Source organism: Corynebacterium sp. HMSC06C06, assembly GCF_001807295.1.
GTDB classification, from domain to species: domain Bacteria; phylum Actinomycetota; class Actinomycetes; order Mycobacteriales; family Mycobacteriaceae; genus Corynebacterium; species Corynebacterium striatum.
The window spans coordinates 1-16,995 of the sequence record NZ_KV788497.1 but is presented as its reverse complement, the minus strand read 5'-3'; the positions used below and the strand labels follow the sequence as shown (position 1 = coordinate 16,995).

General features: G+C 56.9%; 14 protein-coding genes. 1 reads left to right on the top strand and 13 read right to left on the bottom strand.

The window, feature by feature from the left end; genetic code table 11:
• Positions 1-37: 37 nt before the first annotated feature.
• From HMPREF3153_RS07520 to HMPREF3153_RS07460, 13 genes are all read right to left on the bottom strand, one after another.
• The gene (locus tag HMPREF3153_RS07520; RefSeq protein ID WP_046645210.1) at positions 38-547 is read right to left on the bottom strand and encodes a polyadenylate-specific 3'-exoribonuclease AS; all 510 of its coding nucleotides are present in this window, start codon (positions 545-547) and stop codon (positions 38-40) included.
• Positions 548-571: 24 nt separating this feature from the next.
• Positions 572-1,771 carry an acyltransferase family protein gene (locus HMPREF3153_RS07515; RefSeq protein WP_070420480.1) on the bottom strand — a complete coding sequence of 400 codons (1,200 nt, stop codon included), beginning with the start codon at positions 1,769-1,771 and terminating at the stop codon, positions 572-574.
• Positions 1,772-1,774: 3 nt separating this feature from the next.
• Entirely contained in the window at positions 1,775-2,521 is a 747-nt protein-coding gene (locus tag HMPREF3153_RS07510) for a lysophospholipid acyltransferase family protein (RefSeq protein WP_005528673.1), read from the bottom strand.
• Positions 2,522-2,542: 21 nt separating this feature from the next.
• A complete protein-coding gene (locus HMPREF3153_RS07505) occupies positions 2,543-3,496 on the bottom strand; it encodes an ROK family protein (protein WP_070420479.1) in 954 nt (317 codons plus the stop codon).
• Positions 3,497-3,594: 98 nt separating this feature from the next.
• Positions 3,595-4,722 (bottom strand): glycosyltransferase family 4 protein, encoded by a 1,128-nt coding sequence (locus HMPREF3153_RS07500; protein ID WP_070420478.1) that lies wholly within the window; start codon positions 4,720-4,722, stop codon positions 3,595-3,597.
• Between the two features lie 10 nt (positions 4,723-4,732).
• Complete coding sequence (locus tag HMPREF3153_RS07495; RefSeq protein WP_371440902.1) at positions 4,733-5,794, bottom strand: C40 family peptidase; 1,062 nt, start codon at positions 5,792-5,794, stop codon at positions 4,733-4,735.
• A gap of 164 nt (positions 5,795-5,958) precedes the next feature.
• Positions 5,959-6,588, bottom strand: a complete 630-nt coding sequence (locus HMPREF3153_RS07490) for a C40 family peptidase (protein ID WP_046645209.1) — start codon at positions 6,586-6,588, stop codon at positions 5,959-5,961.
• Between the two features lie 1,390 nt (positions 6,589-7,978).
• Positions 7,979-9,601 (bottom strand): cytochrome bc1 complex cytochrome b subunit, encoded by a 1,623-nt coding sequence (locus tag HMPREF3153_RS07485; protein ID WP_046645208.1) that lies wholly within the window; start codon positions 9,599-9,601, stop codon positions 7,979-7,981.
• On the bottom strand, positions 9,601-10,821 hold the full coding sequence (locus tag HMPREF3153_RS07480; protein WP_070420477.1) for a cytochrome bc1 complex Rieske iron-sulfur subunit: 1,221 nt from the start codon (positions 10,819-10,821) through the stop codon (positions 9,601-9,603). Before HMPREF3153_RS07480 ends, HMPREF3153_RS07485 begins: the two co-directional genes overlap by 1 nt.
• Complete coding sequence (locus HMPREF3153_RS07475) at positions 10,818-11,705, bottom strand: cytochrome bc1 complex diheme cytochrome c subunit (RefSeq protein ID WP_005528657.1); 888 nt, start codon at positions 11,703-11,705, stop codon at positions 10,818-10,820. The genes HMPREF3153_RS07480 and HMPREF3153_RS07475 overlap by 4 nt, the downstream gene beginning before the upstream one ends.
• A gap of 71 nt (positions 11,706-11,776) precedes the next feature.
• Positions 11,777-12,361 (bottom strand): aa3-type cytochrome oxidase subunit III, encoded by a 585-nt coding sequence (locus tag HMPREF3153_RS07470; protein WP_180298325.1) that lies wholly within the window; start codon positions 12,359-12,361, stop codon positions 11,777-11,779.
• A gap of 597 nt (positions 12,362-12,958) precedes the next feature.
• Positions 12,959-13,390, bottom strand: a complete 432-nt coding sequence (locus HMPREF3153_RS07465; RefSeq protein WP_046645207.1) for an aa3-type cytochrome oxidase subunit IV — start codon at positions 13,388-13,390, stop codon at positions 12,959-12,961.
• Positions 13,391-13,412: 22 nt separating this feature from the next.
• On the bottom strand, positions 13,413-14,489 hold the full coding sequence (locus HMPREF3153_RS07460) for an aa3-type cytochrome oxidase subunit II (protein WP_046645206.1): 1,077 nt from the start codon (positions 14,487-14,489) through the stop codon (positions 13,413-13,415).
• A gap of 410 nt (positions 14,490-14,899) precedes the next feature.
• Between HMPREF3153_RS07460 and asnB the strand changes: the two genes are divergently transcribed.
• Entirely contained in the window at positions 14,900-16,822 is a 1,923-nt protein-coding gene (gene asnB / locus HMPREF3153_RS07455; protein WP_070420476.1) for an asparagine synthase (glutamine-hydrolyzing), read from the top strand.
• The last annotated feature ends 173 nt before the right edge of the window (positions 16,823-16,995 follow it).

Below are 16,995 nucleotides of genomic sequence, written 5' to 3'. Positions count from 1 at the left end.
TTTAACCATTATTAACCTGTCGCGCGTTAGTTAGATGCTAGATAGTGACTTGGTTGGCCCTTCCTAGGGGTAGTACATCCATGCAGGCGCGGAATTTTGCGAGATTGTGACGGGCGTCGACAAGCGCATCGTGATTGCCCTGCGGAACCGGCGGCAGCTTGGGGCAGCCGGCAAATTCCCAGTACTGCTTGAGTTCGCGCGTAAAACGCGGCATCCGCTTAGGAAGACCGGTCATATCACCCCAGAGCTGGGCCAAGACTACGTGGTCATAGGCACCAACCCAGGCCCACAGTTCCACCGGCGTGGCGTGGGCGGCGAAGAACTCGAGCAGCTCCTCGCGGATGCGCTCGCGCGACTTCCATACGGGGTTACTCGGGGAAGGCAACTTGTCTAGGACGTTTTCGCGCACCCAAGCGTTGGCATGGGCAGGGTTGAAGTCCGTGGACACCGCATAATACTCGCTACCATTCTCCCCAACGATGCCGATGGAGACCAGCTCAATGGTCTCTCCATCTTCGATAAATTCGGTGTCATAGAAGTAGCGCACGGGGTCTTATCTTAGTTGCCTTGCCTAGATCTGAATGCGATGGGGTCTCGTGGGCCCTGCGCCCATGCTTGACGACGCCTCATTTTCTGGGTGGTCGCGCCGCGGGGCTGTTTCCACCAGATGCGTAATCGACGGAGGCTTAAGAAGCCATCCAACAATTGGTACTTTGCCCAGCGCCCACAGTGCCAAGGCAGCCCAAGCTGCGAAGACAAAGCAGGCGATGAGCCAGAACCGCGTGTTGTCCAGGAGGGTTTGGCCGTCGAGAGAGACAGTGTGCGGGAACCAAGCCATGAAGAAACCGTAGCCGATTGTCAAGCCGATAGGGTGCCCCAGATAGATGGGCAGCGTATGCGAGCCCACGAAGCGCAAGGCGGTAGAGACTTTGGGCAAATGAGAAACCCAAATGGCCATGACAATGCCAAAAGGAACCTCGAGTGTCTGCTCAACAAAGCGGACCATGATGTGGACCTCGTTCGAAGTCAGATATTCCGCACCAGGAAGCGGCCACGGGATAAAGACCTCCTGCGGGTACTCGTCCCAGGCGCGGCGGAACAGGAAACCACCAGCATAAGATGCAATGACTCCCGCGTAGACGAAGAATGTTGTGCGAGTAAAACGGCCTTGGAAAGGGGCCTCTGCCTCTGCTGCGAAACGGGTAATCCAGTCGCGGAAGAAGGCAGCGCCCACGAACACTGGGAGGAACATCATCGCTTTAGCAATGACCGTGTAGTGCGCCTGCCACGCCATAAAGAGCAGGGGTGCAAAACTCAGCAGCAGCGCCAGCCACCCGGGCAGCTTGCGCACGCACCACAAGAAAATATTGAAGAATATCAACGCGTGGATAAACCACGCCATGGTGTGGCCCACCACCATGTTGAAGAGCATCTCGTTGCGGTCAAACAACGGGCTTTCGAAAACCCAATGCAATTCCACACGCTTTACTTGCAGCTCCACCGCCATCCACACGACGTAGGGCACGAGGAAATACCACAGGCGTCGGGCAAAGAGCTGTGGGAAAGTAAAGCTAAAGACCTTGCTAGAAAAATAGCCGCTGACGAGGAAGAACAACGGCAGGCGTAGGGGATCAAGCCACACATTGAAAGCGGCCAGCCGAGTCTCACTGGATTCGGGAACGGTGAGGGTGACATGCAAAAGGACAACGCCTAGGATTGAAATGCCCTTGGCGATGTCCGGCCACGCTAATCGAGGCTGCGAGGGGCTCAATGGCTAGCGCGCCTCCCCAGTTGGTTCGGCCCCAGCGGGGTATCCGTGGCCTGCCTGCAGCGATGCCTTTACGTCCGATGCATATAGGTCCACGTAGGAGCTCTCAGCCAACTCAGCGAGCTCATGCATCACGAAGTCGGTGAAAGCACGAATGGTCTCGTGCTCTTCTGGGTTAAGGCCGCGTTCGGCCGCCCACGCATGCGGATCGATGGGCTTGGCTACTCGCATCCCTACCTTGATGGGTCGCGGGACCCAACTACCAATGGGGTTCGCTTTGCGGGTATCGATCATGGCGATTGGGATGACGGGCTTGCCGGTGGCCATGGCGATTCGCGCCATGCCAGTGCGGCCTTTATAGATGCGCTCATCTGGAGAGCGGGTACCTTCTGGATAGATACCAAAGAGGTCTCCCCTGTCGAGGATCTTCTTGGCAGCTTTAAGCATGGCATCGCCTGCAGCGTCACTGTCGCGTTCTACCGGAACTTGTCCAACGGAACTAAAGAACCAAGCCTGTGCACGGCCAACCACGCCTGGTGTGGTGAAGTATTCGCTCTTGGCCAAGAACGTGATTTGGCGCGGGCACATGAGAGGGAAGAAGAAAGAATCCATCACTGCTTGATGGTTCGAAACAAGGATGGCTGGGCCTTCGGCTGGAATATTATCCATTCCTTCGGTCCATGGGCGGTTCCATACTCGCAGAGCAGGGCCGAAAAAAATGTTCTTAAAGGCCCAGTACCACTTGTTTCGCATCGTGAAGTCCCTGTCGTCTAATTAACCTACGGTGAGCCCATGACGGGCAAGGTCAGCAACGCCAATCATACCCGCGGCTGAACCCAATTCCGCAGTGGCCACGCGGGCCAGTGGGCGATGTCCAGCGCCCACGATCTGTCGTGCCATGTTCTCGTGTGCGCGCTCTAGGTAGAGATCCGCGTCATTGGCGACGCCGCCGCCCACAACGATGAGTTCAGGGTCCAAGACATCTGCCACGATGGACAAGCCTTGTCCGAGCCACGTGCCAAAGTTCTCCATAACGGCCAACCCCAGCGGGTCACCCTCGCGGGCCGCTTGCGTAATCTGTACGCCTGTGGCATTGGCCGGAAGCTCTGTTTCGTACTGTGGGCGCAGTTCCTCGCAGGTGTCTGGCAGTGCGGTGCCCGATGCATAACGCTCCAAGCAGCCGCGCTTGCCGCACGAACATTCACGTCCGCCAGGAACCACGGTGAGGTGGCCGAACTCTGGGGCGGTGCCGAAGGCTCCACGGTAGATCTTGTCCTCTGTCATGAGCGTGGCACCGATTCCGGTGCCGACTGCGAAGAACACCCAGTCCTTTGCGCCGCGGCCCGCGCCAAAGCGCCACTCGCCCCAGGCTGCCGAGTTTGCGTCGTGTTCGAGACGCACCGGCAGGCCAATCCTTTTGCTCAAGATCTCACGAACGGGCGCATCGCGCCATGGCAAGTGCGGGGCAAAACGCACGGTTTCGCACTCTGGGTCAAGGAATCCCGCGAGAGCCAGCCCCACGGCGGAGATCTCGTGGGTCGCACTGAGTTCCTCGACTGCACGGGCAATGTCATCTTCAAGCTGCGTGGCGACTTTGGCCGTCGGCACGCTCACGGAGTCCACGATCTCGCCATCGGCGTCGATAGCCGCCGCACGAAGGTTGGTGCCGCCAATGTCGAAACCGATGGTGAGACCGGAGTCGACGGCAGGATGGGCGTGTTCAAGCATGCACAAAAGGATATACCCCATGTGGGCTAATGTTCACATTCTGCGCGCCAGTGAAGAATCGATCAAGCGAATACCCCGCAGCCGTTGTATCGCTTTTGCTACTCTTCATCGAGAATTCGGCGAAGACGCTCCCCCATGATCTCCCACGTCCATTCCTGTTCAACATGCATGCGTCCGGCGCGGCCCATGCGATGAGCAAGGGAGGCGTCGCCAAGCAAAGTGCACAATGCCTCGACTATTTCAGGAACGCTTGAACCATGTACCACGATTCCGCTCTCTGGCGTCACAGTCTCCGGGGCGCCGCCGGAATCACCTGCTACCACCGGGATTCCGGAGGCTTGGGCCTCCAGATAGACAATTCCCAAGCCTTCAACATCAAGCCCTCCGCCGCGGGTGCGTGCAGGCATCGCGAAAACGTCCGCCGCATGCAATGCCTGCTGGAGTTCTTCGGAGTCCTTCGCTTCCCGGATAACTACGTCGGGGGCATAGATGTCAGCCAGTTCACTGAGAGCAGTGCGGTAACGCCCACGGCCAATAATGAGCAATTGGGCATCGGGGAAACGCTGCCGTACCTGCGGAAGCGCACGCAGCAACTGGTCCTGCCCTTTGCGGGGAACAAGGCGGGAAATGCAGGTAATAACTGGTCCTTCAGAAAGGCCAAAATGAGCTCGCGCAGCTTGTTTTGCCGCCGCATCCGCCGGAGAGAAATCCTCGAGGCTCACAGCGGAAGGAAGATGAACCCACCGCGGACCAGGCCCGAAGGGCGCGGTCAAGCGACGCAATGTGTAGTCAGAGATATACGTGATGACATCAGCGTGCCGACCGATTTCGCGCAAGGCTTGGCGCGCGAGAGGCAGCATTGACCACCCCACCTCATGACCGTGCGTCGTCGCGACAACCTTGTGCGCGCCGGCCTCTTTGGCCGCTTTGCCCATCAGCGCCAAGGGGGCTGCTGCGCCAAACCACACATTGACGACGCCGTGCTCCCTGATGAGGCGCTGCATCTCCCGCGCAGTTGCGGGAGTCGGAAGCATGACTTTGTGTGGCCACCGCACCACAGTATAGGGCTGGGCAGAGTCGAAAAGCGCGGCGGCTTCCGCGTCCTGGGTGGAGGCAAACACCACGATTTCAGAAGGATCGATCGTGTCAACGAAGTCCCGTAGATAAGACTGAATCCCGCCGATTGTGGGCGGGAAATCATTAGTAACCAGTAGAGTGCGCGCCATGCGCCCTACTCTAGTAGCGCACTGCGCCTTGAACAGGCATAGAGTCCAACGGAACCACCTGGACTGGAACGCCGTAGGTCGAAGCGTGGACGACCTGGCCATCACCGACGTACATACCGACGTGGGTTACACCTGGGTAGTAACCGATAATGTCACCTGGTTGGAGCTGATCAAGCGGCACCTTCGTGCCGCCGGCGAGCTGCGCCTGGGAGGTACGCGGAATGGACTTGCCCATCTGCTGATAACTCCACACCATCAATCCGGAACAGTCGAATGTATCCGGACCTGTTGCTCCCCAACCATAGGGCGCACCGATACGGGTGAGAGCCGCGGCCACTGCCTCTGAGCCGGAGCCATCTGCTAACGCTGCGAGGTCAACGTTCTGAGCACCGAAGCGTCCAACGAAGGCAGCACGTTGCTCCTCGTTCAGGCTATCGACCTGTGCCTCGATGTCCTTCTTCTGTTTCTCGAGCTCTTGCTGTTCTTTCACTAGGCCGTCACGCTTGACCTTGAGATCGGCAGCTTTATCTTGGGCGGCCTTGACTGCGGCAGCGGCCTCTTCCTGCAGAGCGCGCGCTTCCTGCGCGGCTGCTGACTTTTCTAGAAGATGACGTTGTGCGGTGCGGGATAGTGCGCCCAAGTATCCCATGCGCTCTACAGCCGAGGCTGTGTCTGCCGCATTGAGAGCTGCGGACACAGCACTACGGGAATCTCCGCGATAACGAGACTGTGCGATGCCGTTGATGCGGCCCTGCTGATCCGCAACGGCATTTGACGCATCTTCCGCTGCAGCCTTGGCTTCATCGGCATGCTGCTGGAGGGCTACGACTTCCTTTTCAGCTTCGCTGAGCTGATCTTCGAGCGTTTTCACCTCTTCGCTTTTTGCGGAAACGCGCTGCGCTACTTCCGCAACGCGATCAATGAGCTGCTGCAACTGTTCTGGTTGAGCGCTCTCCACTTCCTGAGCAAAAGCTACAGGCACAGTGACAGCGCCACAGGCAGCAGAAAAAGCAAGAGCTGCAGCGCAAGCCGCGGTTGCTGTGCGGCGAGCCCGCAAAGTTGAAGAAAGCACGTTGAAGTTCCCAAGGCTTAGAAAATATTAGAAGACTGCTTGATGATAGCGCATGGAGCTGCCGATTTCTATACCGGCACGAGTCTCAATAAAACCATAAAAAGACCCTTCTATTCCATCGAGAGATGGACGAGAAGAGTCTTTAGGCCGAAACAGGCGGACGCTTAGAAGCGAACTGCGGAGTGAATCGGCATGTAGTGCAGGGAACGCTCCTGAACCGGGGTACCGGAGTTCAAAGCGTCGATGATGGTGCCGTTGCCGGTGTAGATACCAACGTGGGATGCACCAGAGTAGTAGACGATGATATCGCCTGGCTGCAGGGCATCAAGGGAGACCTGCTGGCCGCCAGCTGCCTGAGCCTGGGAGGTGCGAGGAATCTCAACGCCTGCCTGACGGTAAGCCCAAGAGGTCAGACCTGAGCAGTCGAATGCGCTAGGGCCTGCCGCACCGTAAACGTATGGGGAGCCCATTGCAGAGCGCGCTGCTGCAAGTGCCTTCTGCCCTACAGACTGAACCGGTGCTGCGGCTGGAGCCGGAACAGGAGCCTGTACGGACGCGGCGTAGTTTACGTTTGCCTGCTGCAGGGAAGGAACATACTGCTGAATGTTCGGCACCTGGTTGATGTTCGGGACGTTTTCCAGTCCTGCAACCTCAAAGCGGAAGTCGGTGTTAGGGATAACAACCTCTGCACCCTGTGCGACTGCCGGGACAGCAACGGCTGCGGATGCTGCTGCAACTGCGGTGGTTGCGATACGGCGGGTGTTGATTGCGCCCTGACGACGGTGCTTAGCCACGAAATAAACTCCAAATCTTCCTGCGCGCCTACTTCGATTGCACACACTCAGTTCAGCAAAGGATGTTTTGCTGGAACTAAAGTGTGCCGCCTCCGAGCGAATCGGATAATCAAAGCTCTGACCCTGGTCGGGCCTAGCGTTCGTTGATGTTCCGTTCCTGTAGGAACATCTCCACTCGGCCCCGGTTCAGGAGGGGCCAGATGCGGCGCTTAAATCTTCAGTTCGTATTGAGCACCTCGTGTCGGTAACTCAATGTCTCAAGTAGGTTACGAAATCATCACGTCCCGTGTCGAATTTTCCGTCAAAAAAGGGCGCTGTTACCGTCCTGTTATCTTCTGTTGATAATTCCGAAATGTTTGCAATAAACGCTCGGGGAACGCTCCCCGTTATCACTTTGAGACAATCTCTCACCTGCGACAATGCCACACTTCGCCACACCCTAAGATTGCGCACATATCATCAAAGATTGAAGCTTCAAATCGTTGAAAAAATGTATTTTGTGAGCTTCGCCACGCAGTGATTAAACGAACTCACACAAGGCGCTAGAACAACAACTTTCACTCTAAACTCGCCCCGAAAACGGCCAAGATCAGCATCCTAAATAGCAGACTTAAATGAGAATCCACGAGCCGTAATCAACGTCAGGTCGGTGTCAGAGAACGCCACACCGCTCGGTTTGACAGTTAGCAACGCCGCTATAGCCGCCTTCGGACGCTGTACCCCGCGCTAACCAAGACACAGTCCCGGAATCACGTGACAAGCCCTTGGAGCCGATTCTAAAAGTCGACTCGTGTCAATATCCGCCACAAGGGCAATCTGCGGCGGGCGCACTCCCCTGCTTACTCCGAGTCTTCCTTTAGCTCCTTATATGTAAGCAAACAGCGTAGAGCAGCAAAAGCAAAGCACGCCCACACGGTAGCAACCTCGTAAGAACTTAAAACCCTTCCTATATATAGGACCAAATCTGCACACGGGATTGAGTAGCCGTGCCAGCCATGTACAGAGGCATAACTAGGCAAGAACTGCCGGCGCTTTTCAAAGGCTTCTCTTATTTATCCTCGAAGGGAATTTCCCGACAATTCCTGATTCCCACCACCTGATCGATCCCACAACTTGTCTAGAAGGCTCCTCACTCCAGCAGACAGCGCTTAGGGCGCGCCTAAAGCCATCGTGGCGCCAGAATGCTCCAACGGAGGTAACAGATATTGCACCCCGGTGCCAGCTCCCCTTAACGCCCGCCCCTACACGCCTTGATAGCCGACCAGGGAACCAATGTAGGAAACAACCGCTAGGTCTTCCAACAGGATCGCGAAACCCCCATCTCTACTTCCTATAAAGGAGGAGACGGGGGTTGTGAGCGAGTTTCGGGCGCTAACCCTTAAAGGAGTGCTTAGATGCGGCCGTTCTCTTCGTCTTCGCGGCGGTTAGCCTCGTTAAGACGACGGTACATCTCTGCCTCTTCGGCATGGTTCTCTTCGTGAATCTCGTGTACGCGGTGCATGAGAGCGGCGTCGTCCGGAGCAAAGATGCCCTGGGTCTCGGCGTCAGCGAAACCAAGCTGGTTGAGCTGCTTCGGGACCTGTGCGCCAGCGTACTCCAGCGGAACCGGGTGGCCGTGCTCGTCGACCGGGCCAAGCGGCTGGTGGACCTCGATGAAGGCACCATTCGGCAGCTGCTTGATAACACCGGTCTCGATGCCGTGCTCCAGGACCTCGCGGTCGGAACGCTGCAGACCGACGCAGATGCGGTAGGTCATGAAGTAAGCGATTGGAGGCAGGACGATGAGGCCGATACGACCGACCCAGGTCATTGCGTTCAGCGAGATCTGGAAGAAGTGTGCGACGTGGTCGTTACCACCGGACAGGGTCACCAGCAGGAAGAAGGTGATTGCCATTGCGCCGATAGCGGAGCGAACCGGAACGTCGCGCGGACGCTGCAGCAGGTTGTGGTGAGCGTCGTCGCCAGTGAACTTCTTCTCAAGGAATGGGTAAGCGAACAGCAGGACGACCATCGCACCACAGAGCAGTGCAACCCAGAATGCGGAAGGAATGGTGTAGTTGCCGAGGTACAGCTCCCATGCCGGCATGACACGAGCAACACCGTCAGTCCACAGCATGTAGATATCCGGCTGGGAACCGGCGGAGACCTGAGACGGGTTGTACGGGCCAAGCAGCCAGATGGCGTTGATGGTCAGCAGACCAGACATCAGAGCCAGAACGCCAGCAACCATCATGCCCATGCCGATTGCCTTCGTAGCGAAGACCGGCATAATGCGGACACCAACGACGTTGTTCTCAGCGCGGCCCGGTCCAGGGAACTGGGTGTGCTTCTGGAACCAAACCATGATCAGGTGAGCGGCAACCAGGCCCAGGATGATGCCCGGGATAACCAGAACGTGCAGGATGTAGAAACGGTCCAGCATGAGGTCGGACGGGAAGTCGCCGCCGAAGATTGCCCAGTGCAGCCAGGTGCCGATGATAGGCAGGCCCAGGATAATAGCGGACATGATTCGCAGACCAACGCCGGAGAGCAGATCGTCCGGGAGAGAGTAGCCGAGGAAGCCCTCGACCATGCCCAAGAGAATCAGTGCACAACCGATGATCCAGTTGGCCTCACGCGGGCGACGGAACGCACCGGTGAAGAAGATGCGGAGCATGTGAGCAACCATGGACATCATGAACATGAGTGCTGCCCAGTGGTGCATCTGGCGGACAAACAGACCACCGCGAACCTCGAAGGAGAGGTCAAGCGCCGTTGCATATGCGCGAGACATCTCGACGCCGTTCAGCGGGGTGTACGCACCGTCGTAGATGACCTTCGTGATGGAAGGATCGAAGAACAGTGCCAGGTAGATACCGGTCAACAGCAGGATGATGAAGCTGTATAGAGCCATCTCACCGAGCATGAAGGACCAGTGGGTCGGAAAGACCTTGTTCAGCTGGGTTCGCAGAACTCCGGCGGCGGAGTAGCGCGAATCCATGTTGTTGCCCATCTTGGCAAGTTTGTTACTCATTATGACTTACGCTCCCAGAATGCAGGTCCGACAGGCTCAATGAAGTTACCCTTGGCAACGAGGTAGCCCTCTTCGTCCACGCCGATCGGCAGCTGTGGCAGTGCACGAGCAGCAGGTCCGAAGACCGGCTTACCGTAGTGCAAAGCGTCGAACTGCGACTGGTGGCACGGGCAGAGAATGCGGTTGGTCTGAGCCTCGTACAGAGAGGTCGGGCAACCAATGTGGGTACAGATCTTGGAGTAGGCGTAGTAATCGCCGTAGTGGAAGTCTTCCTGACCAGCACGCTCAATAGCCTTCTGCGCATCGGAGTGACGCAGGCGGATGAGCATCACGGCGTTACGGTTGCCGTGGATGGAGTGCATGTGGTTCTCGTAGACGTCCTTATCCTCAGACCACAGGTCACCATCGTTGACGTCTTCCGCAGCGAGCGGGAAAACAGTCTCCATGCCGCCGGCAGCGAGGTCCTCAGGACGTACGCGAACGAGGCGAGCAAGGCCACGAGTGGTGTAGTGAGTACCGGACTCGCCCTCGTGCTTTTCAGCAATAGTGGAGGTATCACGTGCCAGGTAGAGCTTGACGCCCTTCTCGTGCATCGTCCAACCGGAGGTCCACAGGGTACCGTCACCTGCGTAGTTCAGGTCGTGGCGCTTCTTCCACGGGTTGTTAACCGCGCCGCCAAGCGGAGCAATAACAGTCAAACCGAACAGAACGCCGGCACCGCCAAGCAGACCCTTGATGGTGCTGCGGCGACCCAGAGTGGAGGTCTTCCACGAGTCGTTGAGCAGTGCAGTAAGGGTACGGCGGTCAACTTCCTCGGAAGGACCGTCGTGACGACGCTGCACGGAAATCTCTTCCGGCAGAATCTTCTTGACGTACTGCACGATTGCGAAGCCCAAGGCCATGATGGCCAGGCCAGAGGTAGCACCCAGCAATGGGGTGTACAGGGTGTGGCCCCAGAGGCCGTCTTCACCCAGCATCTTGTACTGCCACGGCCAGAACAGGTATACGCCCAAGAAAGCAAGGCCTGCGATGACCGAAATCAGCAACCAGATGGTTACGTTGGTGGCGGCACGCTTTTCAGCTAGGTCGCCTTCAACCGGGAAGCGCTCCTTACGGAATGCAACGGTTACGTCGTCGAGCTCGGTGCCGAGGGCAGCCAGCTCGTCATTGCTCATCTTGTCGAGCTCAGCGTCGGTGTAGTTCTTCTTTACATTGCTCATGAGCGCGATCCAATCCACATAGCGGCAACGCACAGAGCGCTGATGCCGATGATCCACATTGCAAGACCCTCAGCAACTGGTCCGAGACCACCGAGGTCCCAACCAGCCGGAGACGGGGTTTCCTTTGCAGACTTGAGGTAGGCGATGATGTCCTTCTTCTCGTCTGCAGTCAGCTGTCGGTCGGAGAACTTAGGCATGTTCTGCGGACCGGTCAGCATTGCCTGGTAGATCTCCTGCTCGTTGGCCGGAGCCAGCGGCGGAGCGTACTTACCGGAGGACAGCGCGCCGCCCTGGCCGGTGAAGTTGTGGCAGGATGCACAGTTCATGCGGAACAGCTCGGAGCCCTTAGCTACGTCCTCGGCCTGAATCTGGCCGTTGTAGTTAGCGCCACGGAGAGATTCCTGCGCGACGGTGCCGTCTTCGTTGTAGACGATGTCTGCGCCGCCGCCGTTCGCAGCGACGTATGCAGCCAGTGCCAGAGTCTGCTGCTCGGTATAGCGCGGGGTCTTGCGCTCTGCTTGTGCGTCGTTAGACATCATCGGCATACGACCAGAATGAACCTGGAAGTACACGGATCCGGCGCCGACACCTACGAGGGAAGGACCGCGGCCCTCAATACCCTGAAGGTTTGCACCGTGGCAAGTAATACAAGCGACATCGTAGATGTCCTTACCCTCTTGGATGAGAGCCTGGTCATCTTTTTGAGCCGTGGCGATCTGCGCATCCGGGGTCAAGGCAGAAGCCAGGACACCAGCGCCAGTCAGGCCGATGCTCAGTGCGAAGGCGCCGGCAAGAGTGCGCTTCGCCTTGCGGCGACGGCGGGTCTTCTTAGCCGCGGCAGTGGTCTCTTCCACTGCGGCGGTCTGCTGGATGTTATCCATCATTTTCCTTTAGATAACTCGTACACGGAAATGGATGGCTGTAGGCCGAGAGCCTGCTCCCGGGCTCCTACGGCCTACTGGACTAGGTAGATGACTACGAACACGCCGATCCAGACAACGTCGACGAAGTGCCAGTAGTAAGACACTGCCATCGCTGCGGTTGCCTGTGCAGGCGTGAACTTGGACTTAGCGATACGCGCCAAAATGATCGCGAACGAAATAAGACCCGCGGTCACGTGTGCAGCGTGGAAGCCGGTCAGAATGTAGAAGACCGAACCAAAAACGCTGGACTGGATAGTCACACCGTGAATGATCAACTCTGTCCACTCAAATGCCATGATGCCCAAGAAGACAACACCCAACAGCAAAGTCACTGAGTACCAGAGTCGGAGCTTGTATACGTCACCCCTTTCTGCTGCGAAAACGCCGAACTGAGAGGTCACGGAAGACGTAATCAGCACTGCCGTAATGAGAAAGCCCATCGGCACGTTGATATGAGCGGTATGCTCCGCCCAGTCGCCTTCCTGGCCGTTCGCGCGGGATGTGAACCACATCGCGAACAGTCCGGCAAAGAACATCAATTCCTGAGACAGGAACACGATGGTGCCCACGCTGACCATGTTGGGTCGGTTCAGCGCGGCAACACGTGGTGCTGCCATACCTTGGTTTGAAACTACGCTCGTCACGCTTAACAGTATGGCCGGTCAGAACCCTGAAGTCACTTCTATTCCCCCCGATTTTCTTAACCGCCTCCTACTTCGTTTGCAGCCCACTGCCAGAATGTTCCCAATTTGGAAAAAAATACGGTTTAGCGGGAACTTTTGAGCGCGCTTTACGACGCCTCATCCCTGCAGGTAAACAAGCTTTTAAACAGCCCGCACCTAACTAGGCCAAATTTGCGTTTCGAAAGTTGAGACCTTCATCCATCCTTTGCAACCAGTTTGAGGAGGAAGTTCAATGACATAAATCACAAAGGACTTCAGGTCAAAATCGCAGGTTTCCAACTTTCGGTTGACCCCCGTAAAAAGTGGCCCTCACGTGCTATTACTTCCTCAAAAGCGCTACGTATGCTCATTAGTTTCATGGCTCGCTCTCCCCCAATGGCGAGCAACTTCGAGATTTTCTTGGAACCTTCGGGAACTTTTTTGGCGTCTAGCCGACGCAAGATCGCCAAAGTCCCCCACCGCTTATGCGATGGGGGACGCGAGAAGTTTCAGGCGGGCGTCGTGAAGCTTGTTCCGACACTCACGAAAAGCCTAGTGCTTTTCCTTCGGCAGACCGTACTGCAGGGACAGGCCAGTAACGGAAGCCACCAGGCAGGCAGCGCCAAGCACAATCAACCAGAAGTACAGGAAGATGATGCCAAGGCCCAGCAGGGCGATGGAGCCGGTCATAGCCAGCGGCCAGATGGAACCCGGGGAGAAGAAGCCGAGGATGCCAGCGCCGTCCTCAGTCTCTGCCTCTTCCCAGTCCTCAGGAGCGACGTCGACGCGGGAATCGGTGAAGTTGATGTACACGCCGAGCATGACGCACAGCAGGAACGCCAGGGTAAGGCCGACGATACCTGCCCACTCGGGGCCGTAGAGGTAGCCATCATCCTTAACGAAGTTAACGCCCAGAACGTAGACCACCAGGGAAACGAAGAGGTAGGTCGCAATCGAGTAGAAGACCTTAGATGTTGCACGCATTGTGAATTCAGTCCTTTTCTACTTATGCCTTCGGGGTGCCAACGAAGTTGTCACCGTCGCGGGTATCGCGCTGAGAGTTGAACGGAGAGGTGGTCACTGCATAAGGTTCCTGGCCGATGTGCTCAAGAGCCTCAGCGTTGGTTGCCTCCGGGTTCTGCTCACGGAAGGTGAGGTACTTATTGAAGTCTTCGCGGCTAACGACGCGAATCTCGAAGTTCATCATGGCGTGGTAGGTACCGCACATCTCAGCACAACGGCCAACAAATGCGCCTTCCTCGGTGATTTCTTCAATCTGGAAACGACGCTCCTGAGCGTTTGCCTCAGGGTGTGCGTAGACGTCTCGCTTGAAGAGGAATTCCGGAACCCAGAAAGCGTGGGAGACGTCACCGGAAGCGAGACGGAACTCAATCGGAGTCCCAGAAGGAAGAACCAGAACCGGAACTTCCTCGGTGGTACCGACGGTTTCAATCTTGTTGAAGTTCAGGTAGGAGATGTCACCCATGGACTTGCCGTGAATTGGGTTCGGGTTCTTTACGCCCTCAGGGTCGATAGCAGACTCTTCCGCCAGCTTCTTACGCTCGACGTCTTCGCCGTTGTAGTTCTGGCCATCAACCTTGTTCTCGGCGTAACCAAACTTCCAGTTCCACTGGTAAGCGGTGACATCGACGGTAACCTCTGGGTTCTTATCCAGGGCAGTAACCTTCTGCTGCGCCTGAACAGTGAAGAAGAACAGGCCCATGATGATGAGGATCGGAACGATGGTCAGCACCATCTCCAGCGGCACGTTGTACTGCAGCTGCTTTGGGAACTCACCCTTTCCGTCCTTTTCAGCCTTCTTCGCGTTCCAGTTGAAGATGGCAATGAGGAACAAGCCCCACATGATAAAACCGATAATCCATGCTGCAACCCAGACCCAAATCCAGAAGTTGTACATAGACTCTGCCTCAGGGGTAATACCCTTTGGCCAACCAAAGCCCAAGAGGTTCTCAACGGCGGTTGGAGCTTTCACGTCACAACCGGCCAATGCAAAGCCACCAAGAGCGATTGCGCCAGCTAGGCCCGCCTTGCGAGCAAAGTTGCGCTGTTTACGCTGTCCCACGTGTGTTCTGCCTTTCTGTCCACACAAACTTCTCGAATACTCACAGAGCATTCCTATCCAATCAGGATAGTGGATGGAGCCTGCGTTTCTTACCTTTTCGGAGTCCACAAACTCTTGCTTTTAAGCTCTGTAAGCAAAGAACGCTGTGGATGTTACCGGCCCACCTGCATAAGGGCCCAACCAAGGCCCCTATAGACCCCCTTCATCTATGACTCAATTCACAAAGCGCCGGCGTCTGCATCATCCGAAAGTTCGCACCCTAAAGGGTAAGCTCACGCCACCTCTGCCCTATCAGCTTTATGAAGCCTGAGATGAAGCTGCCAACTCGGCGCGCGTTCCTGCTTTTGCCCCTTCGCGCCGTAAAGTGGTCAGAAGAAAAATACCCTTCATTAATAAGGAGCAACCACACTATGTGCGGACTTTGCGGACTATTGACCGCTAACCACAATGCGGCCGAGTACGTAGACGCCCTTGAGCAGTCCCTTCAGTGCATGCGCCACCGTGGCCCAGATGCCGCCGGCACCTGGCATGACGAAGATGCGGCCTTCGGTTTCAACCGTCTTTCCATCATCGACCTTGAGCACTCCCACCAGCCACTTCGCTGGGGACCAGAAGATAACCCAGAGCGCTACGCCCTCACCTTTAACGGCGAAATTTACAACTACATCGAGCTGCGTGAAGAACTTAGCGCTGCCGGCCTGAAGCTCAACACCGAGGGCGATGGTGAGCCGATCGTCGTGGGCTACCACCACTGGGGTGAAGACGTGGTCAACCACCTGCGTGGCATGTTCGGCTTCGTCATTTGGGATACCGAAACCAAGACGATGTTCGCAGCCCGCGACCAGTTCGGCATCAAGCCGCTCTATTACGCAACCACGGATGCAGGCACCATCTTCGCTTCCGAAATGAAGTGCATCCTCGAAATGGCGGAGCCGCTCGGTCTAGACCTGAGCCTAGACAAGCGAGCTATCGAGCACTACATCGATCTGCAATACGTGCCGGAGCCAGAGTCCCTACACTCCAACATTCGTCGCGTTGAGTCCGGTTCCACCGTCACGTTAAAGCCGGGCCAGAAGGTGGTCAACGACCGTTACTTCAAGCCACGCTTCCCAGTACAGAAGGTTGCCCAAGGGCAGGAGCAGCAGCTCTTCGACAAGATTGCCAAAGCTCTCGAGGACTCCGTCGAGAAGCACATGCGCGCAGACGTGACCGTAGGCTCCTTCCTTTCTGGCGGCATTGATTCCACTGCCATCGCAACACTGGCCAAGCGCCACAACCCTGACCTGCTCACCTTCACCACCGGATTTGAGCGCGAGGGCTACTCCGAGGTGGACGTTGCCGCCGAGTCCGCTGCGGCAATTGGCGTGGAGCACATTGTCAAGATTGTCTCCCCCGAGGAATACGCCACCGCGATCCCGAAGATCATGTGGTACCTCGACAATCCAGTCGCGGACCCTTCTTTGGTCCCGCTGTACTTCGTGGCGCAGGAAGCCCGCAAGCACGTCAAGGTGGTTCTTTCTGGCGAGGGCGCCGACGAGCTCTTCGGCGGTTACACCATTTATAAGGAGCCGCTTTCCCTGGCACCTTTCGAAAAGATCCCATCCCCACTGCGTCGCGGTCTAGGCCGGCTTTCCAAGGTACTTCCCGAGGGCATGAAGGGGAAGTCGCTGCTCAACCGTGGTTCTATGACCATGGAGGAGCGCTACTACGGCAACGCCCGCTCCTTCAACTTCGAGCAGATGCAGCGCGTCATCCCATGGGCCAAGGAAGAATGGGATCACCGCGAGGTGACCGCACCTATCTACGCGCAGTCCCGCGACTTCGATCCAGTAGCCCGCATGCAGCACCTGGATCTGTTCACGTGGATGCGTGGTGACATTCTGGTCAAGGCAGACAAGATGAACATGGCCAACTCCCTGGAGCTGCGTGTTCCGTTCCTAGACAAGGAAGTCTTCAAGGTCGCAGAAACCATTCCACACGATCTGAAGATCTCCCACGGCACCACCAAGTACGCGCTGCGCAAGGCCATGGAGCAGATCGTTCCACCGCACGTATTGCACCGCAAGAAGCTGGGCTTCCCGGTACCGATGCGCCACTGGCTGGCCGGCGACGAGCTCTACGGGTGGGCACAAGACCAGATCAACGAGTCGCAGACCGAGGACATCTTCAACAAGAAGGAAGTCCTGGAGATGCTCAAGGAGCACCGCGATGGCGTCTCCGATCACTCCCGCCGCCTGTGGACCGTCCTGTCCTTCATGATCTGGCACGGCATTTTCGTCGAAAACCGCATCGATCCACAGATCGAGCAGCGCGACTACCCCGTAAAGCTCTAAGCCAGAGCGTTTCGTCACTTTGACGTATATTCGAAGGCTCTCCCCTATTACCTCCGGGTAAGGGGGAGAGCCTTTTGCATGGGCAACGTCATCAACCAAGAAGGCGGGAAACCAAGCAGAATAAGAAGTAAGAATAAAACGGCTCTTCCGGTTTTAGGGTGCATTGATTAGTT

Coding starts and splice junctions, on each gene's coding strand:
- HMPREF3153_RS07475 (WP_005528657.1), bottom strand. CDS start 11,705: ATGATGGATAACATCCAGCAGACCGCCGCAGTGGAAGAGACCACTGCC.
- HMPREF3153_RS07470 (WP_180298325.1), bottom strand. CDS start 12,361: ATGGCAGCACCACGTGTTGCCGCGCTGAACCGACCCAACATGGTCAGC.
- HMPREF3153_RS07505 (WP_070420479.1), bottom strand. CDS start 3,496: ATGCTTGAACACGCCCATCCTGCCGTCGACTCCGGTCTCACCATCGGT.
- HMPREF3153_RS07485 (WP_046645208.1), bottom strand. CDS start 9,601: ATGAGTAACAAACTTGCCAAGATGGGCAACAACATGGATTCGCGCTAC.
- asnB (WP_070420476.1), top strand. CDS start 14,900: ATGTGCGGACTTTGCGGACTATTGACCGCTAACCACAATGCGGCCGAG.
- HMPREF3153_RS07510 (WP_005528673.1), bottom strand. CDS start 2,521: ATGCGAAACAAGTGGTACTGGGCCTTTAAGAACATTTTTTTCGGCCCT.
- HMPREF3153_RS07500 (WP_070420478.1), bottom strand. CDS start 4,722: ATGGCGCGCACTCTACTGGTTACTAATGATTTCCCGCCCACAATCGGC.
- HMPREF3153_RS07465 (WP_046645207.1), bottom strand. CDS start 13,390: ATGCGTGCAACATCTAAGGTCTTCTACTCGATTGCGACCTACCTCTTC.
- HMPREF3153_RS07480 (WP_070420477.1), bottom strand. CDS start 10,821: ATGAGCAATGTAAAGAAGAACTACACCGACGCTGAGCTCGACAAGATG.